The 23,848-nt window shown below is 64.0% G+C and carries 21 protein-coding genes and 2 pseudogenes; 13 read left to right on the forward strand and 10 right to left on the reverse strand.

Annotated elements, in window-relative coordinates:
• The 6 genes and pseudogenes from NUV79_RS24370 to NUV79_RS24395 all read left to right on the forward strand — a co-directional run.
• Window positions 1-679 (forward strand): FadR/GntR family transcriptional regulator (locus NUV79_RS24370; protein WP_257735664.1); only part of this gene is annotated, 679 nt, incomplete at its 5' end.
• A 38-nt stretch (window positions 680-717) separates the two neighbouring features.
• On the forward strand, window positions 718-1,611 hold the full coding sequence (locus tag NUV79_RS24375) for an NAD(P)-dependent oxidoreductase (protein ID WP_257735665.1): 894 nt from the start codon (window positions 718-720) through the stop codon (window positions 1,609-1,611).
• 8 nt (window positions 1,612-1,619) lie between these two features.
• Window positions 1,620-2,303: an amino acid ABC transporter permease gene (locus NUV79_RS24380; RefSeq protein WP_257735666.1), complete on the forward strand. Its 684-nt coding sequence runs from the start codon at window positions 1,620-1,622 to the stop codon at window positions 2,301-2,303.
• Between the two features lie 9 nt (window positions 2,304-2,312).
• Window positions 2,313-2,837 (forward strand): annotated as a pseudogene (locus NUV79_RS24385) (amino acid ABC transporter permease); the annotation flags it as partial.
• Window positions 2,838-2,852: 15 nt separating this feature from the next.
• Window positions 2,853-3,560, forward strand: a pseudogene (locus NUV79_RS24390) (alpha/beta fold hydrolase); the annotation flags it as partial.
• Between the two features lie 51 nt (window positions 3,561-3,611).
• The gene (locus tag NUV79_RS24395) at window positions 3,612-4,211 is read left to right on the forward strand and encodes an amino acid synthesis family protein (protein ID WP_257735667.1); all 600 of its coding nucleotides are present in this window, start codon (window positions 3,612-3,614) and stop codon (window positions 4,209-4,211) included.
• A 405-nt stretch (window positions 4,212-4,616) separates the two neighbouring features.
• Here NUV79_RS24395 and NUV79_RS24400 read toward each other — a convergent pair whose 3' ends face one another.
• The 9 genes from NUV79_RS24400 to NUV79_RS24440 form a co-directional block, all read right to left on the reverse strand.
• Window positions 4,617-5,390, reverse strand: coding sequence for a GntR family transcriptional regulator (locus NUV79_RS24400; RefSeq protein ID WP_257735668.1), 774 nt, complete (start codon window positions 5,388-5,390; stop codon window positions 4,617-4,619).
• A 161-nt stretch (window positions 5,391-5,551) separates the two neighbouring features.
• Complete coding sequence (locus NUV79_RS24405) at window positions 5,552-6,937, reverse strand: M20/M25/M40 family metallo-hydrolase (protein WP_257735669.1); 1,386 nt, start codon at window positions 6,935-6,937, stop codon at window positions 5,552-5,554.
• A 108-nt stretch (window positions 6,938-7,045) separates the two neighbouring features.
• Window positions 7,046-8,581, reverse strand: coding sequence for an ABC transporter substrate-binding protein (locus tag NUV79_RS24410; RefSeq protein WP_257735670.1), 1,536 nt, complete (start codon window positions 8,579-8,581; stop codon window positions 7,046-7,048).
• 44 nt (window positions 8,582-8,625) lie between these two features.
• A complete protein-coding gene (locus tag NUV79_RS24415; RefSeq protein ID WP_257735671.1) occupies window positions 8,626-10,149 on the reverse strand; it encodes an ABC transporter substrate-binding protein in 1,524 nt (507 codons plus the stop codon).
• A 47-nt stretch (window positions 10,150-10,196) separates the two neighbouring features.
• Complete coding sequence (locus NUV79_RS24420) at window positions 10,197-11,015, reverse strand: ATP-binding cassette domain-containing protein (protein ID WP_257735672.1); 819 nt, start codon at window positions 11,013-11,015, stop codon at window positions 10,197-10,199.
• Window positions 10,997-11,983, reverse strand: a complete 987-nt coding sequence (locus NUV79_RS24425) for an ABC transporter ATP-binding protein (protein WP_257735673.1) — start codon at window positions 11,981-11,983, stop codon at window positions 10,997-10,999. Before NUV79_RS24425 ends, NUV79_RS24420 begins: the two co-directional genes overlap by 19 nt.
• A 10-nt stretch (window positions 11,984-11,993) precedes the next feature.
• The gene (locus NUV79_RS24430; protein ID WP_257735674.1) at window positions 11,994-12,833 is read right to left on the reverse strand and encodes an ABC transporter permease; all 840 of its coding nucleotides are present in this window, start codon (window positions 12,831-12,833) and stop codon (window positions 11,994-11,996) included.
• A gap of 2 nt (window positions 12,834-12,835) precedes the next feature.
• The gene (locus NUV79_RS24435; RefSeq protein WP_257735675.1) at window positions 12,836-13,846 is read right to left on the reverse strand and encodes an ABC transporter permease; all 1,011 of its coding nucleotides are present in this window, start codon (window positions 13,844-13,846) and stop codon (window positions 12,836-12,838) included.
• A 60-nt stretch (window positions 13,847-13,906) separates the two neighbouring features.
• Window positions 13,907-15,415, reverse strand: coding sequence for an amidase (locus NUV79_RS24440; protein ID WP_257735676.1), 1,509 nt, complete (start codon window positions 15,413-15,415; stop codon window positions 13,907-13,909).
• A 523-nt stretch (window positions 15,416-15,938) separates the two neighbouring features.
• Here NUV79_RS24440 and NUV79_RS24445 point away from each other — a divergent pair.
• Window positions 15,939-18,218: a methyl-accepting chemotaxis protein gene (locus tag NUV79_RS24445; protein WP_257735677.1), complete on the forward strand. Its 2,280-nt coding sequence runs from the start codon at window positions 15,939-15,941 to the stop codon at window positions 18,216-18,218.
• Between the two features lie 63 nt (window positions 18,219-18,281).
• Here NUV79_RS24445 and pcaQ read toward each other — a convergent pair whose 3' ends face one another.
• Complete coding sequence (gene pcaQ / locus NUV79_RS24450; RefSeq protein WP_257735678.1) at window positions 18,282-19,226, reverse strand: pca operon transcription factor PcaQ; 945 nt, start codon at window positions 19,224-19,226, stop codon at window positions 18,282-18,284.
• A gap of 101 nt (window positions 19,227-19,327) precedes the next feature.
• Here pcaQ and pcaD point away from each other — a divergent pair, with 101 nt between their 5' ends.
• The 6 genes from pcaD to NUV79_RS24480 all read left to right on the forward strand — a co-directional run.
• Entirely contained in the window at window positions 19,328-20,122 is a 795-nt protein-coding gene (pcaD, locus tag NUV79_RS24455) for a 3-oxoadipate enol-lactonase (RefSeq protein ID WP_257735679.1), read from the forward strand.
• The gene (gene pcaC, locus NUV79_RS24460) at window positions 20,115-20,510 is read left to right on the forward strand and encodes a 4-carboxymuconolactone decarboxylase (protein ID WP_257735680.1); all 396 of its coding nucleotides are present in this window, start codon (window positions 20,115-20,117) and stop codon (window positions 20,508-20,510) included. The genes pcaD and pcaC overlap by 8 nt, the downstream gene beginning before the upstream one ends.
• A gap of 144 nt (window positions 20,511-20,654) precedes the next feature.
• Window positions 20,655-21,398 carry a protocatechuate 3,4-dioxygenase subunit beta gene (gene pcaH / locus NUV79_RS24465; protein ID WP_257735681.1) on the forward strand — a complete coding sequence of 248 codons (744 nt, stop codon included), beginning with the start codon at window positions 20,655-20,657 and terminating at the stop codon, window positions 21,396-21,398.
• On the forward strand, window positions 21,398-22,024 hold the full coding sequence (gene pcaG, locus NUV79_RS24470) for a protocatechuate 3,4-dioxygenase subunit alpha (protein ID WP_257735682.1): 627 nt from the start codon (window positions 21,398-21,400) through the stop codon (window positions 22,022-22,024). Before pcaH ends, pcaG begins: the two co-directional genes overlap by 1 nt.
• 56 nt (window positions 22,025-22,080) lie before the next feature.
• A complete protein-coding gene (gene pcaF / locus NUV79_RS24475) occupies window positions 22,081-23,289 on the forward strand; it encodes a 3-oxoadipyl-CoA thiolase (protein ID WP_257735683.1) in 1,209 nt (402 codons plus the stop codon).
• A gap of 45 nt (window positions 23,290-23,334) precedes the next feature.
• Window positions 23,335-23,848 (forward strand): CoA transferase subunit A (locus NUV79_RS24480; RefSeq protein WP_257735684.1); only part of this gene is annotated, 514 nt, incomplete at its 3' end.

The following is a 23,848-nucleotide window of genomic DNA, read 5'->3' on the forward strand; positions in this document are numbered from 1 at the left end:
CTTCAAAGCGATAACCGCCCCCAACGGGGCCAACATTGCAGGCGATCTCACAATCCAGCTCGGTGTGAGCCGGCCGATCGTGCGCGAGGCTCTGCGCGCGCTGCACATGCTCGGCATCGTGGAGATCCGCGAGCGCGTCGGCACCATCGTGAAGAAACCCGACGCCTCGATGCTGAAGGACTTCTTCGCGCTCGCCCTTGCCCAGCAGGCCGATCTCATCGACGACGTGATGGAAGCTCGCATCGCCATCGAATGCCAGGCCGTGCGTCTAGCCTGCGAACGCGCCAGCATCGCCGATTTCGAGCGGCTGCAGCGCGCGCTCGTCCGCATCAGCGAGACGATCGACGATGCCGATGCGGGCGGCGCGGCCGATTTCGACTTCCACCGCGCCATCGTGCTGGCTTCGCGCTCACCGACGCTGGCTGTGCTGCATGAATCCATGTCGACGCTGCTCGCGCGCTCGCACCGCAGCCGCCGTGAGCTCGTCCAGCAGTTCAGCTCGATGAAGAGCTACCTGATCGACGATCACAAGCGCGTCTTCGACACCATCGTCGCACGCGATCCCGATCGCGCCGAAGTGACGCTGCGATGCCATTTCGCGATCGGCGACGAGTACCGGCGCCGCGCCGTTACCGGCGAGGGCGACCGCCCCGACATGCGAAACGCACAGGGCGCCTGAAGCCCCTGCTTCACCAGACGATGCTGAGAGAGCGGAAGATGGCAGGAAACGAAAAGGCGAGTGTCGGCTTCATCGGCCTTGGCACAATGGGTCGGGAGATGGTGCGCAACCTTCTAAAGGCTGGGCACAAGGTCTCCGTCTTCGACATCGTCGGCAACGCCGTCACAGCATTGGCGGCACAGGGTGCCATCCCGGCAACGAGCCCAGCAGCCGCCGCAGTAGACGCCGATATTGCCATCACGATGCTGCCGGACACGCCGCAGGTCGAGGACGTGATCTATGGCAAGGACGGTCTGCTAGCCTCACCGCCGCGCGGGCGCCTGATCGTCGACATGAGCACGATCTCGCCGGTCGCGGTCCGCCGGATGCACGCCGACCTCAAGGCTGCCGGCACGGACTTCATCGACGCTCCGGTTTCGGGCGGCCCGATCGGTGCCAAGGACGCGACGCTGACGATCATGGCCGGCGGCGAGGCTGCAGCGTTCGCCAGAGCCGAACCCTTCTTCCGCGGCATGGGCACGACCATCACTCATGTCGGCGCGCCCGGCGCCGGCCAGGCGGTCAAGCTCTGCAACCAGCTGATCTGCGGCATCAACATCCAGGCGGTCTGCGAGGCGATCGCGCTCGGCCGGGCATCCGGCGTCGATCTGGAGCAGATGCGCAGCGTGCTGCTGGGCGGCTCGGCGGCATCCTGGATGCTCGACAAGCTCGGTCCCGCGATGATCGCAGGCGATGCCGGGGCGGGCTTCCGCATCGACCTGATGCTGAAGGATCTGCGCCTCGTGCAGGAACAGGCGCAGGCGCTTTCCGTGCCGCTGCCTGGCACGGCGCTGGTCACCAGCCAGTACATCGAGGCCCGTGCCCATGGCGAAGGCGGAAACGGCAATCAGGCGCTGTTCAAGGTCTATGACCGCATGACCAACCGGGCCTGACCGCGGCGATGGGTCTCAATCTCGACTTCTCCGTCGTTCTGGAGCGCTGGCCGCTCTTCGCGGACGGCGCGGCGATGACGTTGCAGCTCGCCTTCATGGCGATCGTGATCGGCGGCGCGATCGGCACGTTCTGCGCGATCGGCCGCGGCAGCAGCAACCGCTTCATCGCCGGGCTCTGCGCCGGCTATGTCGAGACGATCCGCAACACGCCGCTGCTGGTGCAGATTTTCCTGGTCTATTTCGGCCTCGCCAGCATCGGCTTCAAATTCTCGGCCTTTTCGGTCGCGGCGGCCGCGCTCGCGATCAATGTCGGCGCCTATACCGCCGAGATCATGCGGGCGGGCTTCGAGGCGATCCCGCCCGGCCAGATCGAGGCGGCCGAGGGCCTCGCCCTTTCGCGCGTGCAGATCTACTGGCATGTCATCCTGCTGCCGGCGATGGAGAAGGTCTATCCGGCGCTGACCAGCCAGTTCGTGTTGCTGATGCTGGCTTCCTCGGTCACCTCGCAAATCTCGGCGGAGGAACTGACCGCCGTCGCCAACTACGTCCAATCCGACACCTACCGCGCCTTCGAGACCTATATCCTCGTCGCGCTCGGCTACATCGCGCTCTCGCTCGTGCTGCGTGCCGCCTTCTGGGCGCTGGGGCTCGTCCTCTTCCCGCGCCGCCGGCGCCTCGGCACGCCGCTCTAGAGGTCGATCATGGGCGGCTCCCTCAACGCGAACCATCTCCTCTTCCTCGGCCAGGGCGCGCTCTGGACCATCGGGCTGTCGGTGATCGCGCTGATCGGCGGCGGCATCGTCGGCTTCCTGATCGCGCTCGCCCGCGTCTCGCCGCGCAAGGCGGTGCGCCTGCTCAGTGGCGCCTATGTGCAGCTCATCCAGGGCACGCCGCTGCTGGTGATCATGTTCCTCGGTTATTTCGGCCTCTCTGCTCTCGGGTTCGCGATCACGCCGCTCTGGGCTGCCGGAGCCTCGCTGACGATCTATGTCGGCGCCTATTTCGGTGAGATCTGGCGCGGCTGCATCCAGGCGGTGCCGCGTCCGCAATGGGAAGCGGCCGAGGGTCTGGCACTCAGCCGCACCCAACGCATGCTCAAGGTCATCCTGCCCCAGGCCACGCGCATCGCCACGCCGCCGACCGTCGGCTTCATGGTGCAGATCATCAAGAACACGTCGCTGGCTTCGGTCGTCGGCTTCGTCGAGCTCGCCCGCTCCGGGCAGATCGCGCCGGTCGTGCTTGTTCACGGCGTAGGTGCCACTCTGCAAAGCTGGGACGAGATTTCTCGGCGTCTCGCAAAGCACTTCAAGGTGCTGCGAGCCGACCTTCGAGGACACGGCCTTTCCGACCGGATTACCGCGTGCACCATCGACGATTTCGTGGATGACGTTCTGGCGCTCGCGGACGCCAACGGCGTCGATCGCTTTGCGCTTGCCGGATTCTCGCTGGGGGGCCTCATCGCGCAGCGCTGTGCGCTGATCTCTCCTGATCGCCTCACGAAGCTCGCACTGATCAGCACCGTCGCCGATCGCACTCCGGAGGAAAGAAAACGCGTGGTCGAACGCGCCGGTTTGCTTGAACGTGACGGCATTCAGGCTGTGACCGGTGCCGCATCCGAACGATGGTTCACACCCGAGTTCAAGGCGAAGCATCCCGAGCGTGTCGCTCAGCGCCTACAGGAGCTCGCCGAGAATGATGCCGCGTCCTATTTGGCCGCCTACCGCGTCTTCGGACTGGCGGACGAGGGGATGGAGCTTTCGAAGATCCAGATCCCGACCTTCGTCATGACCGGAGAGGACGACCCGGGATCCAATCCCCGCATGGCGAGAGTGATTCATCAGGCCATCGCCGGCTCCAGATTGGAGATCTTTCCGGGGCTGCGTCACAGCGTGCTCATGGAAGCACCCGATCTCATCGCCGACCGTCTGGAGCGCTTCTTTCGAAGCTAGCGCTCGGCGGTTGCCAAATTTTCCCTAGCTCAAGTGATGGTGAGGAAGCCCATGACAGATCTGGTTCGCAAGTATGTCGTCGTAACAGAGGACGTGCTCATCGAAGGAGGCAAGGCTGTACCCAGGCCCTACCGCACGGCTGTGGCCGCCGCCGTGCTCAAGAATCCCTGGCACGGCCGCTTCGTCGACGATCTGCAGCCCGATATCCTCGCGATCGCTCCCGGCCTTGGCGAGGCGCTCGTTCCGCGGCTGATGGATGCCATCGGAGGTCCAGAGGTCGTCGAGGCTTACGGCAAGGCGGCGCTTGTCGGCGTTGGCGGCGAGGTCGAGCACGCTTCAGCTCTTATCCATACCCTCCGGTTCGGCAACGCCCTGCGGCAGGCCGTCAAGGGCACGTCGTACCTCAGCTTCACGAACAAGCGCGCAGGCCCCGGCGCGAGCTTGGACCTGCCTTTGACCCATATCACTGCCACCGGCACGCGCTCGCACTTTCTCACCGCGTCGATCAGCATTCAGGACGCGCCTGCCGCCGACGAGATCGTGGTTGCGATTGGCGCAGCCGTCAGTGGCCGGCCCCACGCCCGAATTGGCGACCGCTACGAGGACATGAAGGCTATGGGCATCGATCAGACAGGCGCAAAGGTGGGCTAGAATCAACCTTTTCAGTTCAGTCTGCCGATACGGAGCCCCTTTTCGGGTTTTTGGGGCACGCCCGTTCCGCCAAAGCATCCACTGGATGGCACGCTCGCCAAACTGTCGATACTTCGTTTTGGCGATCGTGTAGCCGCGGACATAGCCGTGGCTGCGTCGCCAACGGGTATGATCCAGGCGCTGGTGAGGAAGCTCTGCACGAGCAAGTTCGGCACCGGTTCTGCCTGCGTGATGGATGAAGAATGCCAAGTGTTGTTCCTAGAGCATCGGACTGAATATCGTCTTCAGTCCGATGGTCCAGCTCTTTAATCTTGCATCGGCTTTACCCGAAAACCGCGTTCCACTTTTCGGGCCGATGCTCTAGGAAAAGCCAACGGCCATGCAATTCTTTGGATATGATCGGCTTCAGCCGACCGCAGGCCATATGGTGTCGGCCACAGTATTCGTCTCGATGATTTGGATCACCGTATCCTGCGCTCGCGCGAGATAATGAATGTATTGTTCCTGCGCAGCAGAAATATCGCGGCGGTCGATGGCATCGATTACGTTTTCAAGAATTCTTATCGTTTCGACCTTCTGCTCGACGCTTGTGGAAAAACTTAAAATGATGCGGATGTAGGATATCCGATCAAAGATCGACGTAAGGAGGCTCTTAGCAGTATCATTATTGTATCCGCTCCAAAGGACCTTGATCAAGTCCCCGATCGCCTCAACGTAATTCATCGGCTCCATAATCCGCGATTCTGCCCGTCGAAGCGCCGTTTTCATGGCTTGAACGAAATGCGGGTCGATGTAGCCGCTCATCTTCTCCATCATTCTGGGCTCAAGGATCTTGCGCACCTCGTAGATCTCGGCCGCTTCCATCGGGGTAATGCTCGAAACGAATATGCCCTTATTGTGCTCGCGCCTTACCAGGCCCTCCGCCTCAAGTTGCCGCATCGACTCTCGAATGCAGGTTCTGCTGACACCGGTTTCGACGCAGAGCTGCCGCTCGACGATGCGCTGACCGGGCTTGAACCTCATGGTGAGGATTGCGTCGCGCAATACCGCCGTTGTCCGATCGCGCAGGCTGAGAGTGTCCTGCACGACTTTGAGCGAGGATGGTTGCGGCATGTCAACTCCAGCCCCGGCATGCGGCATTGCGGCGACCTCGGTCATGCCCGGCAGATTGCTTGCCATTGAAGCCTTTCTCCGATGCCCGAATCGCTCAGGTTCCTTCTTTATCTCATTTTCTTGCCGCTAACTGCCTGCTGTTTCGCACAAGGAGGCTCCCGCAGCCCCCTTGCAGAAATCGCGCGGGCTCCAATCACCCGCGGTATTGATCAGCCTGAGGACCGGTATCAAGGCTTCAGGCCGATGTCCCAGAACACGCCGGCCATGATGCCGAGGCCGTCCCGGAAAAGCGGGATCAGCCCATGCTCGTCGGGCCCGTGCTGACCGCAGCCGCCGTAAGAATGCGGGATCCAAAGGACGGGGACGCCCAGCGTCTTCCGGAAGAATTCGGAAGGGCCGGAGGCGCCGATGTTCGGGATGATGTTCGGCTCTTGACCGACCGTTTCGGTCATGGAGACCGCGATCCGGCGCACCCACGCATCTTCCGGGTCGGTCCTCGATGGCGGGAACATGTCGCGCTCGACCACCGGGACGACCTGCACCTCCGTGAAGCCCAGCCCGTCGAGATGTCGCCGCAAGGCAGGCGCCACCTCCTCCGCGGCGACGTCGACGGTGTGCCGCAGCTGAATGCGCGCCTTGGCGAAGCCGGGAACGGCGGGAACGGGCGCCTCGGGCTGCCCGCTGATGGAAGCCAGCACGATCGCGCTGCTCCACGCATAGATCTTCTCAGGACGGGTCAGGCCGGGCTCGCCCCAGCCTTCGTCCGGCTTCAGCGCACCCGGCGCGTCGTCGATCACGACCGCCCGGCTCGCCTCCGTCACCGAAGCTGGGACCGAGGCAGGGGTCCAGCCGGGCACCAGGATGCGGCCATCCCGCGAGATGATCGCCGAGATCGCATGGGCCATGATCACGGTGGGATCCTTGAGCAGCCCGCCCCAGTGTCCCGAATGATGCGAACCTTCCCGGAGATCGACGACGAGGTCCACCGCCAGCCCCCCGCGCGTCCCGAGCGTGATATCCGGCACCGACATGCTTTGCCGGGGGCCGTCGAGCCCGATGAAAACGTCGGCCGCGCAGCGCTCCCGGTGAAGTTCGAGGAAGCGCTTCAGCCCCGGCGAGCCTGCCTCCTCGCCGGTCTCGACGAAGATCTTCACATTGAAGCCGAGCGATCCGCGTTCCTCCAGAACCGCGCGAAGCGCCTCGATCGCCAGAAGGTGCTGCCCCTTGTTGTCCACGACGCCGCGGCCGTAGACGCGATCGCCCTCGACCTTGAGGATCCAGGGATCCAGGCCCGATCGCCAGCGCTCCGGCATGGCTCTCACGACGTCGCCGTGCCCGTAGATCAGCAGCGTCGGCAGACCGTCGCCCTCGTGACGCGACGCGATCAGGACCGGCCCGTGCTCGTCGAGAGGGTTCGGCAGAATCTCGGTCTCGAAGCCGAGCGCGGCGACGATGGGTCCGAGCCCCTCGGAGCAATAGCGCTCCAGTTCCTTCTTGCGGCCCGGAGGGTGGCTTTCCGTCTGATAGGCCACCAGATTCGTCAGGTGCCGCAGGAAGCTGCCGTCGTCGATATAGCCTCGCGCGCGGTCGAGCGCATTTTCTCTGTTGCTCATCAGGTCCTCGATTGCGTGCCGGCTTCGTCGGCCGGATGGTGCGGTCCGCGGGTCGCAAAACCCCGCGGATCAGGGCGCAGGAGCGGCGCCGGATCCGGCGAAGGCCCGCTAGCGGACCGATATGTCGGTCAGCCAGGGCTCTCCCGTCGCGTCGGCCGGCCAATCGACACTGCTGCGCACGCCGTTCACCAGCCGGTGCGTCCAGAGAAAGACGACGGGCGAGTCCTGCGAGAGCTTGTCGCTCAGCGTCTGCTGGAGCTCGCACTGCTTCTTGACGTCGAAGGCCGAGCGGACCTCCCTGAACAGACGATCCGCCTCAGGATCGGAATAGTTGGTTCGCCGCGAGCCGCCGGTTTCGAAATACTGCGCCAATGCCTCGATCTGGTCGTTGCTCGCAGCCCGGCCGGTATAATAGAGGGGCAGCTTGCCCTGCCGGATGTCACTGGTGAAGTTGGCGTAATCCGGCGTGTTCAGCTTGGCCCTGATGCCGACCTGCCGCAGCATCTGCGCGAGCGCTTCGCCGATCTGGCGGTCGGAGACGTAACGCCCGTTCGCCGTGGCGAACTCGACGTCGATCCCGTTCGGGAAGCCGGCCTCCGCCAGCAGCGCCTTGGCCCGGCCCGGATCGTAGGCCGGGCGGTTCGCGCTGGGGCCGAAGCAGTCCTGGAAGTTGCCGATGGCGCCCTGCATGCGGTCCGCAAGGCCGAACAGGAGCCGCTTGATGATCAGGTCGGCATCGATCGCATGGGCGACGGCCCGGCGCACGCGCGGGTCGTCGAAGGGCTTGATGGCGGTGTTCATCCCGAGGAACATCCACTCCAGCGAGCCAGTCTCGATCTGCCTGACGCCGCTGTTGGATTTCAGACGGTCGACCAGTTGCGGGGGGATCAGCCGCGCGATCTGGACCTCGTTGTTGAGCAGCGCCGTCACACGCTGCTCGGGCTCGAGGATCTGCCGGTAGATCACCGTTTCCGGCGCCGCCGTCGGCATGTTCGGCCAGAACGGATTGCGGGCCACGATGACGCTGCGATCGATGTCGAAGCGTTCGAGCTTGTAGGGTCCCCAGCCGAAGGCCGCGACCTTGTCCGCATCGCCGCCATGCTTCTCGTGAAGCTCGGCGCTCGTGACGACGAAGCGGTCGAAGAGGAACGAGAGAAGCTGCGCGACCGGCCGCTTCGTCACGATGTCGAACGTGCGATCGTCCACCGCCTCGAATTTCTCGACTTCGGTCAGGTAGAACGCCTGCTGGCTGGCGGGGTCGCCGAGGACGCGCCGCCACGAATGCACAACGTCCCGCGCCGTTGGCCCGGGACCGCCGTCATGGCGCTTGAGATCGCCGCGCAGCCTGAAGCGCCAGCGCGTCGGCTCCACGGTCTCCCAGCTCTCGGCGAGCACGCCCTCATAGGCCTTCCTGCCGTAGTTGTAGCGGCCCAGGCTGCCATAGACCTGGCTCCAGATGTAGTACAGGTGAATGCTGGAATGCGCGTAGGGATTGGCATTGTTGAGGATACCGGTGGTCGTGATCGTCAACGCCCTGGTCTGCGCCGCAGCGGTACGCGGCAGGGCCGGCGAGGCCAGCAGCGAGGTGGCGGTCGCCTGCAAGACCGTCCGTCGCGACGGTTTCCGGATGAGTTTCTCGTTCATGGGCTCACAACCTTCGTGTTGCTGATGGAACGGGCCGGCGCGGTTCAGAGGCCGACATCGGGCAACCAGAGCTCTCCCGAGGCATCGGGCACGAAGCGCACCCCCTTGCGGACGCCGCTGACATACTGGTGATTCCACAGGAAGACGGCCGGCGCCTCGGTATCGATGAGCTGGCTGATCTCGCGGATGATCTTGCAGCGCTCGTCGAAGGCGAAGGTCTTCCTCTCCCTGTCGAACAGGGCGTCGAGCTGCGGGTTGGAGTAGCTGATGCGCGGCGTGACGCCCGTTTCGAAATACTGGGACAGCCATTCCGAAGGCTCCAGCGCCAGCCCGCGGCCCATATAGTACATCGGGGCCTTGCCGGTCCGCACATTCGCCCACAGGCTCGCGAATTCGGGCGTGTGCAGCGTGACCTTGAATCCCGCCTGGTTCAGCATCTGGGTGATCGCCTCGCCGACCTGGCGGTCGGAGATGTAGCGTCCCGCCGCGGTATAGAAGTCGACCGCCGGGCCGCCATCGGCGTAGCCGGCCTCCGCCAGCAGCTTGCGTGCGCCCTGCACGTCGTAGGGCGTCTTGTTCGCGATCGGCGAGGTGTAGCAGACCTGCTCGGTGCCGACCGGGCCGTCGAGCCGGTTGGCCATGCCGAACAGGATGCGCTGGATGATGATGTCCTTGTTGATCGCCATCGCGGCGGCGCGGCGCACGCGGGGGTCGTCCCACGGCTTCATCTTGGCGTTGAAGCCGATGAACATCGGCTCGTTGGAGGGCGCGCGCCGCACCTCGACGGCCGGAACATTGTCGAGCCGGCCCACGAGCTGCGGGGGGATCAGCCGGGCGATGTGGACTTCGCCGTTGAGCAGGGCCGTGACCCGCTGGTCCGGCTCCTGGATACGGCGGAAGACGACTGTGCGCGGCGCGGTCTCGACCTTGGCCGGATAGGCCTCGTGCCGGTCCAGCGTGATGCGCTCGCTGATCGCGAAATTGCGGAGCTTGTAGGGTCCCCAGCCGATCGGCGCGGTGTTGTAGCTGGCGACGCCGCCCTCCTTCTTGAAGATCTCCTCGCTGGTGATCGTGAACTTGTCGAAGAGCTGGCCGAGCAGCGAGGAGGTGGGCTGTTTCGTGACGACATCGAAGGTGTGGTCGTCGACGGGCCTGATCTCCTTGACGCTGGACAGGTAGAAGCGCCCCTGGCTTTGCGGATCGGTCATGACCTGGTTGTAGGAATGCAGCACGTCGGCGGTCGTCGGGCCGGGGCCACCGTCGTGCCGGACGAGGTCGCGCCGGAGGTGAAAGCGCCAGGTCAGATCGTCGAGCTGCTCCCAGCGCTCGGCAAGCAGCCCCTCGAATTTGCGCGCTGCATAGTTGTAGCGACCGAGACAGCCATAGACCTGGCACCAGACCGAATACATCTGCGCGCTGCTCTCGGCATAAGGATGCCGCGTGACCAGCGTGTCGGTGGTGGTGACGACGAGCGTGCTGCCGTCCGTCTGGGCGGATGCCGAAACAGCGGATGCGACGGCGGCGGCGATTACGGCCATTCGAAGTGAAGGCTTGCGGCGGTCAATCATCTTCGGTCCTCCGATGGTGGTTCGGCGTTGGCGATCAATGAGGCACTTCAGTCCTGAATCCTGGGGACGGCTTCGATGAGCTTTTTCGTATAGGGGTGGGACGGCTGTGAGATCACGCCGCCGGCGGTCCCGGATTCGACGATCTTCCCCTGCGCGAGGACGATGACCTTGTCGCAGAGATATTCGATCACCCCGATGTCATGGCTGATGAACAGCACGGCGATTCCGAGCCGGTCGCGGATGTCGAGCAGCAGGTTCAGGATCTGCATCTGGACCGAGACGTCGAGCGCGGAGACCGCCTCGTCGGCGATCAGGATGCGCGGCTCGGTGATCAGCGCGCGGGCGATGCCGATCCGCTGCCGCTGGCCGCCGCTGAACTGGAACGGATAGCGGGACGCGGCCTCGGCCGGCAGTCCGACGAGCCGCAGCATCTCGGAGACGCGGTCGGCCAGAAGCCTTCGGTTCCTCTCCCCGGCGATCCTCAGCCCCTCGCTGACGACATCGCCCACCTTCATCCGGGGGTTGAGCGACGAATACGGGTCCTGGAAGATCATCTGGATCCGCCGCGCTGCCGGCGGGACGAAGACGCCTCCGGCTACGTCGACCAGCGTTGTGTCGCCTGCGGAGAGGCCGCCGGCGCTCGCCTGCTCCAGCCCGACGATGATGCGCGCCAGGGTCGATTTCCCGCAGCCCGATTCCCCGACGATGCCAAGGATCTCTCCCGGCGCCACCTCGAAGGAGACGTCGGTGAGAGCCGTGACGCCGACGCCCCGGGCGAACAGCCTGCTGCGCCCCTGATAGGTCTTGCCGACATGCTCGGCGCGCAGGACGGGAGCGGAAGCGACGGTCATAGCGGATACAGGCATCGCGCGACCTGGGCGGGCCGGGTGGGGGTCATCTCGATCCGGCCGTGCCGGCAATTCTCGCCGACGCGCGGGCAGCGCGGGGCGAAGCGGCAGCCGTCGAACCAGTCGGCGACGCCGGGCACCAGACCTTCGATGCCCGCCTGCCGCTTGCCGGCTTCGCGCCGGCGCGGGATGCAGTCGATCAGCGCGCGCGAATAGGGATGCGTCGGGTCATCGATCAGCTCATGGGCCGGACCCGTTTCCATCAGCACCCCGCCATAGAGGACGCCGATGCGATCGGCGAAGCGGCGCACCAGCGAAAGATCGTGCGAGATGAACAGGATCGACAGGCCGTGCCGATCGCGCAGCCGCAGCAGCAACTGCAGGATCTCCTGCTGGATCGTCACGTCGAGAGCGGTCGTCGGTTCGTCGGCGATCAGGAGGGAGGGATTGTTGGCGAGCGCCATCGCGATCATCGCGCGCTGCCTCATGCCGCCGCTGAGCTCATGCGGATACATGCTCCTGACGCTGTCAGGGTTCGCGAACTGGACGTCGGCCAGCAGCTCGACGATCCGCTCGCGACGTTCGCGCCGGCCGGTTCGGCCTGCGACGGCGATCGCCTCGTCGATCTGGCGCTCCACCGTCATCAGCGGGTTGAGCGAGGTCATCGGTTCCTGGAAGATCATGCTGACGCTGCGCCCGCGCATCCGCTGCACACGGCTCGCGGGCGCCGTGGTCAGGTCGACGCCGTCCAGAACGAGACGGCCTTCCATGCGCAGCATGTTCGGCGGGAAGAGCCGCATCATCGAGCGGGCGATCACGGTCTTGCCGGAACCGCTTTCGCCCACGAGCGCGTAGAATTCGCCTCGCGCGATCGAAAAGCTGACGCCGTCGACGATCTTCAGCTCCGCGCCGCGCCCCGCGCGCAGGAACAGCGAGAGCTGCTCGGCTTCGAGGACGGTATCGGCTGTCCGGGATGTATCGTGCATGCCGTGTTCCTCAGGACAGGTTGAGCGCCGCCTTGGGGTCGAGCTGGTCGCGCAGCCAGTCGCCGAGCAGATTGAGGCCGAGCACGGTCAGGAAGATGCCCAGCCCCGGCAGGACCGCGAGCCACCAGGCGCGCGTGATGTAGGAGCGTCCCTCCGCCAGCATGCCGCCCCAGGTCGGGACGCTCGGCGGAACGCCCAGCCCCAGGAAGCTCAGGCTCGATTCCGCCAGGATCGCGGTCGCCATCGTGAAGGTGCCGATGATAATGGCCGAGGCGAGCAGGTTGGGCAGGATGTGATGTCGCAGCACCCAGATCGTGCCGCCGCCCATGATCTTGGCGGCGGAGATATATTCCCGCGAGCGCAGCATCAGGGCCTGCGCCCGTGCGATCCGGCAGTAGGGGATCCAGCGCTGGATCGTCAGCGCGATGATTACATTCGTCAGACTGGGACCAAAGAAGGCGAGGATCGCGATGGCGAGCAGGATCGGCGGAAATGCCCAGAACGTCTCGACGATCTTCTGGATGAGGGTGTCGCGGGTTCCGGAAAGATAGCCCGAAAGGGCTCCGACCAGCACGCCCACGACGCCGGAAAGCACGACGACCGAGCCGGCTATCGCCAGTGACACCCGCGCCCCCGAGGTCATTCGCGACAGCAGGTCGCGTCCGAGATGGTCGGTACCGAGAAGGTAGCCGCCTTCCGCGCCAAAGGGAGGTTCGAGCGCAAACAGCAGGTTCTGCTCACTGGGGTCATGCCCGGCGACTAGTCCGCCGAAGAGCGCCAGCGCGACGATGCTACCGAGGCAGACCACGCCGACGATGAATTTGAGTTCCAGGAAGCGCCAAGCCTGCATCGTCAGGTCCTCCCGACCCTGAGTCGGGGATCGATCAAGACGTAGACCAGATCGACCAGAACGTTCAGGAAGATGAAGATGAACGTGTAGGAAACGACGATTCCGGTCGTCAGGGGAATGTCGCGCGAGGTGACTGCGGAGTAGAGCAGCGAGCCGAGGCCGGGCCAAGAGAAGACCACCTCGACGACGATGCTCCCGCTGATCAGGGTGCCCAGTTCGAGGCCGATGATGGTGATGATCGGCACAGTGGCATTCGGCAGGAGGTGACTGCGCACGACTTCCCGCCGCTTCAGCCCCTTGGCGACGGCAGTGACGACGAATTCCTCCTGTCCGACATCGATCACGGCCGAGCGCGAGATGCGCGCGATGATCCCGATCATGCCGAACGCCAACGTCGCTGCCGGCAACAGGATATGTTCGAGCCCTTGCCGAAAGATGCCGACCTGACCCTGCAGTAGGCTGTCTATCAGGACAAAGCCTGTCATCTCCCGCAGCGGGATGTCCAGCGGTATGCGGCCGCTTGAAGGCAGCAGGTTCAGGTAGCCCGAGACGAACAGAACCAGCAGAATGCCGACCCAGAAAGAAGGAGCGCTCACGCCGAGCACGGCCAGGAGTGAACCAAGGCCATCGAGCCAACTGCCCTTGCGCAGCGCCGTCGCGACGCCGAGCGGGACGGCAATCGCCGTGGCGATGAGAAGCGCGGTCACGGCAAGCTCGATGGTAGCCGGAAGCCGCTGACCGATCAGCTCGATCACGGGAGCATGGTAGCGATAGGAACTGCCAAGATCGAGCCGTACCAGATTCTTAAGGAAATAGAAGAATTGGACCAGCACAGGTTGGTCCAGCCCCCACTGCGCCCGCATGCGGGCGATATCCGCCTCTGTTGCATCCTCAGCCGCCAGCGTGCTCGCGGCGTCGCCGGGCGCGAGCCTGACAAGGGCGAAGATCCCCAAGGCGACGAGCAGTACGACCGGAACGGCTCCTAAAACTCGTCCTGCGATATGTCGAAGCATCCTGTCTCCCCCGCTCCGGCGCGGTGCCGGCTCCGCTGCCGATCGCCCGCACCGTCCGAATCAGCCGGCGGCAACGACCGGCTGCATGCGGTCGTTCACCTGCACCGTCCGCAAGTAGTTCAAGTCGGGCAGCGGCCTCGCCAGCGAGGAGGATGTCGCAAGAACCTTCTCGATCGCCTCGGCGGCACGCAGCAGATGCAGGTCCGCGTTCCTGCGGCCGACGATCTGGAGGCCGAAGGGCAGTCCTCGATCGTCGAGGCCGCAGGGGATCGAAATGCAGGGATGATTTATCAGCGTGATCGCGTAGGTCAGTCCGACCCAGTCGAAATAATTGGCGGTCGGACTGTCTCCGATCTTGGCCGGATACATGTCGTGCTTGGGCCACGGATAGGTTCCGACGGTCGGCGTGATAAGCAGATCGAACTCCCGGAAGAAAGCCTGCACGCGCTGATAGATGCGATTCTGCTCGATGAAGGCCAGCGAGGCGTCCTCCAGGGAGAAACGCGCGGCATGTTCCAGATTCTGCTGGACGAGCGGCCCCCACTGCCGAGGCTTTTCCTTCTGGCGGTCGGCGAACATACCCACATAGTTCACGGCGCGCAGGATCTCGTAAACGCGCCGAACCTCGCCGAAATCGGGATGCGCGACCGCCGTCTCGCGGAAGATGGACGCGAAGGTGGCGGTGCGCTCGTCGAAGATGCGGCGCAGCCCGTCCTCACAGGGGGCGAAGCCGAGATCCTGCGAGAAGGCGGCTTTCAACGTCGAGACGTCGACGGGCGCGTCGCCCTTCTCGTCGAGTGGCGTGGCCAGCGCATCAATGTCCGCCGACGTCGCCATGCTGCGCAGAAGCAGGCGCACATCCTCGCTCGTGCGGGCCATCGGTCCTTGCACCGGCAGATGCGAGAGCCCGATCAGCCGTTTCTCGGACGCGACGATGCCTGCGGTCGGGCGGAAGCCCACCACGCCGCAATAGGCGGCGGGGATACGCAGACTACCGGCGTTGTCGGAGCCGTGGGCAAGCGGCATCATCCCGAGCGACAGCGCGATTGCCGAGCCGCCGGAAGAGCCGCCGCAGGTCAAGTCCACATCGAACGGGTTGCCACTTACGCCGTAGACGGGATTGAAGGTGTTGCCGCCGGCGCCCCATTCGGGAGTGTTGGTCTTCGCAAAAACGATCGCACCCTTGGTGCGCAGATTGGCGACCAGGTGCTCGTCCTCGGCGGGGACGTGATGCTCGTAGAGGCGCGAGCCATAGGTCGTGCGCAATCCAGCCGTATCGTTGAGATCCTTGATGCCGATCGGCAACCCATGCAGCGGCGCCAGATTTTCGCCTGCAAGCACGGCCTTTTCCGCACGTCCCGCTGCCGCGCGGGCCCCGGCCTCGTCGATGGCCACGACACCGTTTACAGCCACATTGGTCTCTTCGATCCGAGCAAGACACGAGTCGAGCAGCTCAACTGGCGAAAGCTGCTTCGAACCTATCAGGAAGCGAGCTTCGGACGCGGTCAGATCGCAGGGCAGAATCATCTCGTCCTCGTTGGAGCTATCGGCATCGACCGAAATGTTCATACGGTATACCGTCGTACCATCGCGGCCTTTCATAACTAGTCAAGCACGGCGGCCTCCCAAGAAAGCCGCGATCGTGACCTAAACCCGTCATTCGACTTGGTGGCTTGCGAGGCGATGCTCCTCGCGGGGTCCTCGCCTGGTGCCACGACCTCTAATGGGCCGGGCACGATAAGTTTCAGGCAAATAACGCTTTTTCTCTCTCTGCCATCACGAGATTTCGGCGGGCAATGACACGAATTCGATATGCCTGCCAATTGGGCAGGTCGCCTGCGGATTTCGGTAAACCGAATTGTTTTGGCAGACAGATGCCATCGGTTTGGCATCGATTCTGAAGCCGGTTGAGAGAAGAAAATACTGCAATAAATTATTGAAGATCATATATTTTTCGACTTAGGTGAGGCCGCGCGGGGCGCGTGCCCAGTGTATACTCTTGAGTCCGCGCTGCTGGGCATAAGGCGCCACAAAGGAAATATTTAGGTCTCGAACCAATTGTGACGCTCGTTGGCTCGGGAGGCAGGCGATCATGCACAAACTTCGGCTCGGCAGTCTGTTGCACTGCCTGACCATTTTTCCGCTTCTGACGCTGGTTTGCTTTGGCGCGATCTTGGCGTTCCGCAGCTATGACGCCTATCGCGACATCCAGCATGCTTCGCGATTGCAGGCGCTCGCCGATGCCACGACCCTGTTTTCAGCGACCGCGATTCCGAACGAAGGACGCGCTGCCTATCCCTATCTCGCGACAGGCTCGGACGAAGCGCGGGTCAAAATGGAAGCGCAGTGGCCCTTGACGGACTCCGCTTTCCAGCGCCTGGAGGAGGCATCCAGTGGCGCAGGCCTGAGAAACCGGGAAACCGCCGCGCTGGTGCAGACGATTCTAGCACAACGCGCAACTCTCGCAGAAATCAGGATTCGCGCAAAGCAGCGGCAGACCGACCGCTCACAGATGGGTGCGTTTCTCCAGAACAGCAGCAATCTTGCCAACGAGCTCGTCGGCCGACTCGCGGGCGCTGTCGACAACATCGAAATCGCGCGCTCGATCCTGGCCCTGCATGCTGCGCTTGAGATCAGCACGGGCAGCCTCAATGAAGGAGGTCGTGGCGAAATTGCCTTTCAGACCGGCAAGCTAAGCCAGCCGCTATTTCGTGTTATGCACCGAGGCGTCGAACTCCAACAGATTTTCGGAAGGCAGTTCGAATCGTTCGCACGGTCGGAGCAGATCGAAAGCTACAAGCAGTTTCTGGCGTCCGATGACAATAAGCTGATCGCGAGAACGCGCCCCATTCTGCTCGATGCCGCCTATGACAAGCTCGACCCGAAAGACGCGGCGGGCTGGACGAAAGCCGATCAAGCGCGACGGGCCTATTGGCTAAAGCAGATCGAGGTAATGCGCAGCAGCCTGTCGTCGTTGACCACTGACCTGCTCGCTTCGGCGTATCGCAGCTTCCTAGTTTATGCGACGACTTCGATTGTCGCCATTCTTCTCGCCGTCGGATTGGCCCTGCAGGTTAGCCGCGTGATCCGCTCGCTCTTCGGCCGTCTGTCGTCGTCCATGACGGAAATCGCAGACGGCTCGCTCGACACGGCAGTTCCGTTCGCCGAGCGGACCGATGAAATCGGCCGCATGGCGATCGCGCTCGACGTATTCCGCACCAACGCGCTGAAAGTGCGCGAGATGGAGATCGAGGAGAGAAGAGAGCTGAACGAGCGTGCGGAACGAGCTCAGGCAATGTCCGCGATCGTCGCGTCGGTCGGCGAGGTCGTCCAGCGTGCCGCGAACGGCGATTTCACAGGACGTGTCCAGGCCGTCGCGCACGATCCGTCACTACGAACTCTCGTCGATGGAATCAATCGGATCAACAAGGTCATCGATGAAGCCACTGCCGATTTCGAGCGGGTGCTGAAGGCAATTGCGGAAGGCGATCTCGCCCAGGAAGTGAGCCGTGACTACAGGGGGCGGCTCGACCAGTTGAAGGCGGCCATCAACAGAACCGCAAACCGACTGAGCACCGCCGTGGGAACGATTCAGCAAACGGCATACGAGGTGCAGGTCTCCTCCTCGGAGATCAAGAACGGAGCCGACGACCTGGCGCAACGGACGGAGCAGCAGGCGGCATCGCTCGAAGAGACCGCGGCCACGACAGAGCAGTTGGCGGCTTCCGTGAAATCAACCGCTCGGTCCTCGAAGTTGGTCGTCGCCGATGCGGAAGCAGCACGCTCGGTCGCGACCGAAGGCGGATCCGTCATCGGGCAGGCCGTGACTGCTATGTCGCAGATCGAGGCGACTGCGGTCCGCGTGGCAGCCATCACCAATGTTATCGAGGAGATCGCTTTTCAGACGAATCTGCTGGCCCTCAACGCTGCGGTCGAGGCTGCTCGCGCCGGCGACGCAGGCCGGGGCTTTGCGGTTGTGGCGACCGAAGTCCGCACGCTGGCGCAACGCGCCGCAGACGCAGCCAAGGATATAGGGACGCTGATTTCGTCCTCGACGCGCGAGGTCGAACAGGGGGTGGCGCTGGTCCGCCAGGCCGGGGATACCCTTGCTCGCATCGTGGAGGCCTCGGACCGCGTGGTCGGGAACGTATCGCAGATTTCGGTTGCTTGCGACGAGCAGGCCAGCGGCATCGACGAAGTCAGCCAGGTCGTCGCGCATATGGATGAGATGACCCAGCAGAACGCGGCGCTTTCTGAGCAAAGTTCGGCATCTGCCGTGGCACTTGCCGTTCAGATCGACCGCCTGCATGGATTGGTTGGGCAGTTTCGGACAGCCGCTGCAGCTGAGGCGGATTTGCGCCGCGTTGCCTGAGTTGAAGCGCGGCCTGCTATGGCGAATGGTCGGTCGCGGCTTTCCCCGGATTGCCTTTAGCTCCTAACGAGACCTTGCCCGAAAATCGACGGCATTCCGCAAGGCTGTCATGAAGAGATGAGCCGGCAATGGCAGAGCAGTATCCGTGCGTGTGGTGAGGCCAACAGGACCGATGGTCTCTTCGGTGTCGACCGGCAGGGTCTTGAGTATGCCCTTGGCAACGTCCTCGGCGATTACTCCTTCGGAAATCACCCAGATAGCATCCGTTCGAAGTAGGTAATTGCGAGCGAAGGCGTCCGAAACGGTTTGAATTTCCGATGAGGCGTGGAGGGAGTGCGCCATGAAAAACCGTTCGACAGTGGATTGTATGACTGAGCCGGGCGGTGGAACGAGCACCTGATATGTTCCGATTCCGATCGCGCTGAAGCCGTCGCCCATGAGAAGAGGGTGATCCGGTCGAACCGCAAAGACGATTGGCTCCGAGTAAAGATACTCGAATGCCAAGCCCTTCATTGCCTCCGGGGAAGCCATGCGTCCAACGACCAAGTCGATGTCGCCCAGGCGCAATTGAGACATGAGAACGTCGTTGGATCCCGTAACGACGCGAAATCTAAGGCTCGGCATACTTTTCGTGAGCTCCGCCAGCGTCAAAGGCAGAACTCTCGCTGAAACCGTCGGCAATGCGCCAATGGTTAGAGTCGCTTGTTCGGAGGCACTGTTCTGGGCGACTGTCCTGATACCCAGCTTCAGCGCCGTGATGCTTGAATCGGCGTAGCGCAAAAATACCTCTCCCACCGATGTCAGGACCATCGACCGACGTTTCGGCTCGAAAAGTACGGCCGACAAGGCCGTTTCGAGCTCGTGAATGGTCTTCGAAACGGCGGGTTGGCTAAGCCCGAGTGCCGTGGCCGCCTTGACGGAACTCCCGAGGCGGGCAACCTCGATGAAGCAGGTGAGATGGCGAAGCCTGATCCGCCTATCCAGGCGAGCAAACTGGAGTTCGGGCATTTAAGATAACCTGTGAGTTATCATACGTGGTCACAATGCCATTTAACATAATGGAATTTTCAGCGCATGCTGAAACCTGGATAAGAGCGCTTGGACATTCGATGGCATTCACACGGATCGGCGACACCCTTGTTCATTGGCGCGAGATCGGTCCGCGCGATGCTCCGGCCGTCGTTCTGGTCAACTCGCTAGGCACGGATTTCCGCATTTGGGACGAGGTCGCCGCGGCGCTTTCCTCTGCCTGGCACGTCATCACTTACGACAAGCGCGGTCATGGCCTGTCGGAGGTCGCGCCGGGTCCCTATCCGATCGCGGACTTCACCGATGATCTCATGGGGCTCGCTGACCATATCGGCCTGAAGCGCTTCGCTCTCGTCGGCCTCTCTATCGGCGGGTTGATCGGGCAGGACTTGGCGGTACGCCGGCCGGAGCGCCTAACCGCGCTGGTGCTGGCCGACACGGCCCCTAAGATCGGTACGGCCGAAAGCTGGAGCGGGCGCATCGAAGCCGTCCGCAAGGGCGGGCTCGCGGCCATTGCCGATCCCGTAATGGAACGCTGGTTCACCCCGGCCTTCCATGCCGAGCGGCCGGATGACCGCGCGGGATGGCGCAATGCGCTGCTCTGCCAGCCGGCCGACGGCTACATCGCTGCCTGCGAAGCTCTGCGCGACGCCGATCTAACCGAGGCTATCGGCAGCATCAAGGTGCCGACGCTGGCCATCGTCGGCGAGGGCGACCAGTCGACTCCGCCCGATCTCGTGCGGGCGATGGCCGAGCGCATTCCGAATGCGCGCTTCGCGCTCATCGAGGGCTGCGGGCACATTCCGCCGGTCGAGCAGCCGGGCCGCCTGCTCGCGCTGGTGGCTAGCCATTTGGAGAAACACGGACATGGCTGACGCACCGGATCGGTATACGCAGGGCATGGCGACCCGCCGTTCCGTCCTCGGCCGGCGCTATGTCGACGCTGCCGTCGCCAGCACCGACCCCTTCACCGAAGATTTCCAGAAGCTCATCACCGAGAGCGCCTGGGGCTCTGTTTGGTCGCGCGATACGATCAGCAAGCGCGAGCGCTCAATGCTGACCATCGCACTGCTCGCCGCGCTCGGCCATCATGACGAGGTCGCCATGCACGTCCGGGCGACACGCAATACCGGCGCCAGCATGGATGACATCAAGGAGGCGCTGTTGCATGTGGCTATCTATGCCGGCGTGCCGGCGGCCAACCACGCCTTCAAGATCACCAAGGCGGCCTATGCCGAGATGGACAAGGACAAGACGGGCTGAACGCTCGCCGTTGCGCTCGTACCGTCCGACCGAAGGGGACTGAAGGGCAGGCGCGCGGATTGAGCGAGATCAAGATAGCGGGGCAGATTTCGTCGCTATCTGGCGCATAGCCCGACGAGAGAAACTCCAGGGAGGGATTCCATCATGCGCAACGAGAATTCGAGCCATCAGGGTGGCTCGTTCTACCAGCGGGACCGGAGTTGGCATCCTCCGGCCTTCACGCCGGACTATAAGACCTCGGTGCTGCGCTCACCGAAATACGCGCTGCTGTCGCTCGGCAACACGCTCTCCGAGATGACCGGCCCGGTCTTCGGCCACAACATGCTGGGGCCGCTCGATAACGACCTGCTCCTCAACTATGCCCAGACGGGCGAGCCGATCGGCCCGCGCATCATCGTGCACGGGCAGGTGCTGGACGAGGATGCCCGGCCCGTGCGCGGTGCGCTGGTCGAGTTCTGGCAGGCCAATGCCGGCGGCCGCTACCGCCACAAGAAGGAAAGCTATCTCGCTGCCATCGACCCGAATTTCGGGGGCTGCGGCCGCACCATCACCGATGACGAGGGCCGCTACTGGTTTCGCACCATCAAGCCCGGCCCCTATCCCTGGCCGAACGGCGTCAACGACTGGCGCCCGGCGCATATCCATTTCTCGGTCTTCGGCCACGCCTTCGCGCAGCGGCTGATCACCCAGATGTATTTCGAGGGCGATCCGATGATCTGGCAGTGCCCGATCGTCATGGGCATTCCGAGCCGCGAAGCGGTGGAGCGGCTGGTCGCTGCGCTCGACCGTGAGGCAACGCTGCCGATGGATACGATGGCCTACAAGTTCGACATCGTTCTGCGCGGCCGCCGGTCGACCCTGTTCGAGAACCGGATGGAGGGCAACTGATGGTCCAATCGTTCCGCCGCCTCAAGGAAAGCGCGTCGCAGACCGCAGGCCCCTACGTCCATATCGGCGCCACGCCGAACTTCTCCGGCATCGAGGGGGTCTATCCCTACGATCTCGGCTCTCAGCCGCTGGCGCCGGAGGTGACGGGCGAGCGCATCGCCGTCACCGGCCGCATTTTCGACGGCTCGGGCACGCCGATCAAGGACGCGCTGATCGAGATCTGGCAGGCCGACGCGCAGGGCCTCTATCCCGGCCAGGGCGAGCGCCGTGGCGAGGCCGACCCGCATTTCCCGGGCTGGTTCCGCCAGCCCGTCGACGGCATGACCGGCGTCTATCGCTTCGAGACGATCAAGCCCGGCATCGTGCCCTATTTCGACGGCCGGCCGATGGCGCCGCACATCACCTTCTGGATCGTGGCGCGCGGCATCAATATCGGCCTGCACACGAGACTGTACTTCGACGACGAGGAAGCTGCCAACGCCGCCGATCCGATCCTCGCCCGCATCGAGCATCGCGTTCGCGTCCCGACGCTGATCGCGACGCACAGCGGTTCGGACGGCATGCCGACCTACACCTTCAACATCAACCTGCAGGGCGAGAACGAGACCGTGTTCTTCGATATCTGAGGCGGCGAAGAGCTGCTTTTCCAGCTTTATCCGTTAGCGAGCAGAGTACCGACGATATGAGCGACGCTCTCATCTGTGCCTATCTCCGCACGCCCATCGGGCGCTTCGGCGGCTTGCTCTCCTCCGTCCGTGCGGACGATATCGGCGCGGTGCCGCTGAAGGCGCTGGTCGAGCGTCATCCGGGCGTGGATTTCGGTGCGGTCGACGACGTGATCTATGGCTGCGCCAACCAGGCGGGCGAGGACAACCGCAATGTCGCGCGCATGGCGCTGCTGCTCGCCGGCCTGCCCAAGGAAGTGCCGGGCACGACGATCAACCGGCTCTGCGGCTCCGGCATGGATGCGGTCATCGCCGCCGCCCGCGCGATCAAGGCCGGCGAGGCCGAACTGATGATTGCCGGCGGCGTCGAAAGCATGTCGCGCGCACCCTTCGTCCTGCCCAAGGCCGACAGCGCCTTCTCCCGCCACGCCGAGATCCACGACACCACGATCGGCTGGCGCTTCGTCAACCCGCTGATGAAGGCGCAGTACGGCATCGATTCCATGCCCGAGACCGGCGAGAACGTCGCCGCCGACTGCCATGTCAGCCGGGCCGACCAGGACGCCTTCGCGCTGCGCTCGCAGCAGAAGGCGGTCGCGGCCCAGCAGAACGGCCGCCTCGCCAAGGAGATCGTCCCGGTCCTGATCCCGCAGCGCAAGGGCGATCCCATCCGCGTCGAGATCGACGAGCATCCGCGCGGGGACACGACGCTGGAGAAGCTCGCCAAGCTCGGCACGCCCTTCCGCAAGGAAAGCGGCACCGTTACGGCCGGCAATGCCTCGGGCGTCAATGACGGCGCGGCGGCGCTGATCATCGCTTCCGAGAAGGCGGCTGCGAAATACGGGCTGACGCCGATCGCGCGCATCCTCGGCGGCGCGACCGGAGGCATCGCGCCGCGTGTCATGGGTCTCGGACCGATCCCGGCGACGCGCAAGCTCTGCGAGCGCCTCGGCCTCAAGCCCACCGATTTCGACATCGTCGAGCTGAACGAAGCCTTCGCCAGCCAGGGCATCGCCGTGCTGCGCGAACTCGGCATCGCCGAGGACGGCGCGCATGTGAACCCGAATGGCGGCGCGATCGCGCTCGGCCATCCGCTCGGCATGTCCGGCGCCCGCATCACCGGCACGGCGGCGCTCGAACTCTCGCTGACCGGCAAGCGCTGGGCACTCGCCACCATGTGTATCGGCGTCGGGCAGGGCATCGCGGTGGCACTGGAACGGGTGTGAGAAAGTCGGTTTGCGCCTGCGTGGTGGGTGAGTGAAGAGGGATGAATGACAGGGAAGATCTACGACGGCCCGGCGGCTGCGCTGGAGGGCCTGCTCTTCGACGGGATGACGATCATGTCGGGCGGCTTCGGTCTGTCGGGCAATCCCGAGAGCCTGATCCCGGAGATCCGCGATTCCGGCGTGAAGAACCTCACGGTGATCTCGAACAATGCCGGCGCCGACGGCTTCGGCCTGTGGATGCTGCTGCAAAGCCGCCAGATCAAAAAGATGATCGCGTCTTATGTCGGCGAGAACAAGCTGTTCGAGCAGCAATATCTCGCCGGCGAGCTGGAGCTGGAGCTGAACCCGCAGGGCACGCTGGCCGAGCGCATCCGCGCCGGCGGCGCCGGCATCCCGGCCTTCTACACCAGGACCGGCGTCGGCACCGTCGTCGCCGAGGGCAAGCCGGTCGAGGAATTCGAGGGCCAGCTCTATGTCCGCGAGACCTGGCTGCGTGCCGATCTTGCCATCGTCAAGGCCTGGAAGGCCGATACCGCCGGCAATCTCGTCTATCGGAAGA

The organism is Allobosea sp. 47.2.35, from assembly GCF_024655635.1.
Taxonomy (GTDB): Bacteria; Pseudomonadota; Alphaproteobacteria; order Rhizobiales; family Beijerinckiaceae; genus Allobosea.

Bases quoted from the DNA above. Each gene is read 5' to 3' on its own strand.
- NUV79_RS24425 (WP_257735673.1), bottom strand. From the start codon at position 11,983: ATGCACGATACATCCCGGACAGCCGATACCGTCCTCGAAGCCGAGCAG.
- pcaQ (WP_257735678.1), bottom strand. From the start codon at position 19,226: ATGCCCGAACTCCAGTTTGCTCGCCTGGATAGGCGGATCAGGCTTCGC.
- NUV79_RS24440 (WP_257735676.1), bottom strand. From the start codon at position 15,415: ATGAACATTTCGGTCGATGCCGATAGCTCCAACGAGGACGAGATGATT.
- NUV79_RS24435 (WP_257735675.1), bottom strand. From the start codon at position 13,846: ATGCTTCGACATATCGCAGGACGAGTTTTAGGAGCCGTTCCGGTCGTA.
- NUV79_RS24415 (WP_257735671.1), bottom strand. From the start codon at position 10,149: ATGATTGACCGCCGCAAGCCTTCACTTCGAATGGCCGTAATCGCCGCC.
- pcaD (WP_257735679.1), top strand. From the start codon at position 19,328: ATGGCATTCACACGGATCGGCGACACCCTTGTTCATTGGCGCGAGATC.
- pcaC (WP_257735680.1), top strand. From the start codon at position 20,115: ATGGCTGACGCACCGGATCGGTATACGCAGGGCATGGCGACCCGCCGT.
- NUV79_RS24405 (WP_257735669.1), bottom strand. From the start codon at position 6,937: ATGAGCAACAGAGAAAATGCGCTCGACCGCGCGCGAGGCTATATCGAC.
- pcaH (WP_257735681.1), top strand. From the start codon at position 20,655: ATGCGCAACGAGAATTCGAGCCATCAGGGTGGCTCGTTCTACCAGCGG.
- NUV79_RS24395 (WP_257735667.1), top strand. From the start codon at position 3,612: ATGACAGATCTGGTTCGCAAGTATGTCGTCGTAACAGAGGACGTGCTC.
- NUV79_RS24420 (WP_257735672.1), bottom strand. From the start codon at position 11,015: ATGCCTGTATCCGCTATGACCGTCGCTTCCGCTCCCGTCCTGCGCGCC.
- NUV79_RS24375 (WP_257735665.1), top strand. From the start codon at position 718: ATGGCAGGAAACGAAAAGGCGAGTGTCGGCTTCATCGGCCTTGGCACA.
- NUV79_RS24400 (WP_257735668.1), bottom strand. From the start codon at position 5,390: ATGGCAAGCAATCTGCCGGGCATGACCGAGGTCGCCGCAATGCCGCAT.
- pcaF (WP_257735683.1), top strand. From the start codon at position 22,081: ATGAGCGACGCTCTCATCTGTGCCTATCTCCGCACGCCCATCGGGCGC.
- NUV79_RS24410 (WP_257735670.1), bottom strand. From the start codon at position 8,581: ATGAACGAGAAACTCATCCGGAAACCGTCGCGACGGACGGTCTTGCAG.
- NUV79_RS24445 (WP_257735677.1), top strand. From the start codon at position 15,939: ATGCACAAACTTCGGCTCGGCAGTCTGTTGCACTGCCTGACCATTTTT.
- NUV79_RS24380 (WP_257735666.1), top strand. From the start codon at position 1,620: ATGGGTCTCAATCTCGACTTCTCCGTCGTTCTGGAGCGCTGGCCGCTC.
- pcaG (WP_257735682.1), top strand. From the start codon at position 21,398: ATGGTCCAATCGTTCCGCCGCCTCAAGGAAAGCGCGTCGCAGACCGCA.
- NUV79_RS24430 (WP_257735674.1), bottom strand. From the start codon at position 12,833: ATGCAGGCTTGGCGCTTCCTGGAACTCAAATTCATCGTCGGCGTGGTC.